This window comes from Endozoicomonas sp. SESOKO3 (assembly GCF_024606255.1).
Window position 1 is genome coordinate 1 of record NZ_JAHHPR010000231.1, and the last position, 2,533, is coordinate 2,533.

General features: G+C 49.1%; 3 protein-coding genes. 1 reads left to right on the forward strand and 2 read right to left on the reverse strand.

Going from position 1 to position 2,533, the window contains the following annotated elements; genetic code table 11:
• Positions 1 to 476: type I secretion C-terminal target domain-containing protein (locus KDK18_RS14540; protein WP_306670853.1), on the forward strand; the 476-nt coding region annotated here is incomplete at its 5' end.
• A gap of 33 nt (positions 477 to 509) precedes the next feature.
• Here KDK18_RS14540 and KDK18_RS04085 read toward each other — a convergent pair.
• Positions 510 to 1,811, reverse strand: coding sequence for an MATE family efflux transporter (locus KDK18_RS04085; RefSeq protein WP_257253397.1), 1,302 nt, complete (start codon positions 1,809 to 1,811; stop codon positions 510 to 512).
• Between the two features lie 265 nt (positions 1,812 to 2,076).
• Positions 2,077 to 2,533, reverse strand: a 457-nt coding sequence (locus KDK18_RS04090) for a vitamin B12 dependent-methionine synthase activation domain-containing protein (RefSeq protein WP_306670854.1), incomplete at its 5' end; no start/stop codon positions are given.

Here is a 2,533-nt window from a genome sequence, read left to right on the forward strand (position 1 = left end):
GCGATAGCAGTGGTAATGATGTGGTTAGCATCAGTGACCGGGTAGTAGGCTTTGACCATAGTTCCAGTGCTGGTTTGGATACTCTGATTGGAGATATTGGGGACGATATTTTCACCATTGACCATGATGACGTCACCGCTTCTGGCGGCCTGGGGGCTGATATCTTCGATTTCAATGCCAGCGGCACGGCGCAAAACCCTGCCGAGCTTATCATTACCGACTTCAGCACTGATGAAGGTGACATGCTGAAGCTGGATGATATTCTGGTGGATCCCAGCGACAATCTGGACGAGCATTTCCATTTTGTTGCCAGCGGCAATGATACGGTGATGGAGATCAGTGAAACTGCCAGTGGCGATGTTACGAAGAAAGTGACCTTTAAGGATGTTGACCTGTTTGCCCTGGGTGGCAGTGATGCTGATATCCTTAATAACCTGATGGATAACAATAATCTGGATCATGGTACCGGTATTTAGGAGGTTATTGTCGTGTCGAACACTTTTACGAATCTAAACAATGATTCTTTCCCATTTCCGGGTCTGCCAGACCATAACAAAAGCCAGTGAGCTGATCAGTCTCTGTAAAGCCTGAACGAGCCAGATGGCAGTCAAACCCAGACCCAGCACAGGCCCAACCAGCCAGCACAGTGGTAGCAGGATTAGCCATTGTCCGGCAGCTCTGATACCCAGTACCGTGCGATTGGCACCGGCACCCAGAAGAGCCTGTGTGAATACGAGGGAAGCTGCATCAAGGAAGATACTCATACCGGTCAGCTGAAGAGGAATCTTTCCCATCTCGACAAGAGGTTCCTGATGAAGAAAGAGACTCAGCAGGAACTCGGGAGTAAAAAGTAAAGGGAGACTCAGAAATAGCAGCACAGTGGCTGCCACCATGACAATATCCCAGCCCCAGCGCCAGGCTTTATGAGGTTTTCCGGCTCCCAGGCTCTGACTCACCAAGGTATTAGCGGCCATACCCATACCCATACCCGGCAAAATCAACAACAGAGAAATATTCATTAGAACATGGGCTACGGCCAGCTCACTGGTTCCCATCCGGGCAATGATGGCAAATAGCACCATAAAGCCAAGAGAGAACAGGATCTGTTGAAGAGAATCGGGAACAGCCAGTCGAATCAGTCGAATGGTCTGGCTGAAGTCAAGTTTCATAAAAAACTTGAAGTCCATGAACCCCTGTTTTTTGGCGACCCCCAAAAGGCTGAACAAATTTAGCATGGCGGCGAGGTACATAGCCAGGAAGGTGCCAAGCGCTGCTCCGGCAACACCCATTGCAGGTAATGGGCCTACGCCATAGATAAGGCAGAAACTCACCAATGCGTTGAACAGATGGGAGATGATCAAAATACGAAGAAATCCTGAAGGTCTACCGGTGCCATTCCAGTAGCCTCTGAAAGATAGGCAAAGAGCCGCTGCAGCCAGAGACATGACACGAATTCGAAAATAGATAACGGCAGTGTCGTGCACCAATTCACCCTGGTTAAAAATTTGCAATATCCAGGGGGCCAACAACATCAGTATCAGACTGACGGGCAAGGCAAAGAAAAGCGAGATGATGATGCCATGGTTGACGGGTGTCGCACATAGAAGGCTATGACCAGCCCCCAATCTTCGAGCTACCTGAGCCTGTACTCCGGCAGAGAGTCCTGCAACAAGGGAGAGGGCGACAAAGTTTGCGTAACTGGCGGCACCCACTGCGGCAAGTGCTTCTTTTCCGAGAGGGCCTACAAGGGCAGCATCGACAAGGTTGAGGAGGCTTTGAGACAGCATCGCGATGATGATGGGGGTGCTCAATTTCAGTATAGTTGTAACGCGCTGTTTCAAGCAAACCTCAGGCTTTATAGATGGTTATATTAGATTGTATGCGTACAGAAGTGTCTGTGTCACCTGTCAAAACCGGAAGTTTTTTCTTGCTCAAGTGATCCGAGGCTGGGTTCTCACGATAATATGTCTGGGCTGAAGACTGACAGTAAAAATGATGTAATGGATTAAACATTTCGGTGACAGGAACGGATCCCTGAAAACATAGACCTGTCCCTGCTGATTCAAAAGAACCGGATTATTCAAGATTTGGGCGCAACCAGCGTTCGGCTTCTTCCAAACTCATACCTTTTCGTTCGGCGTAAGAAGCAAGCTGATCTCTGGCAATCTTACCCAGACCAAAGTATTTGGACTCCGGGTGAGAGAAGTACCAACCACTGACACTCGCTGCCGGCATCATGGCAAAGTGTTCTGTCAGATTGACACCGGTATTTTCCTCTCCATTCAGCAGTTCAAACAGTACTGCTTTTTCTGTGTGGTCAGGACAGGCAGGGTAGCCGGGGGCAGGACGGATGCCTGTGTACTTCTCCTTGATCAGTTCTTCGTTACTCAATACTTCATCCGGCGCGTAGCACCAGAATTCTTTACGTACTTTCTCGTGCATATACTCAGCAAAGGCTTCAGCCAGCCGGTCAGCAAGTGCTTTCACCATGATGCTGTTATAGTCATCACCTTTATCTTCATAGGTTTTGGCC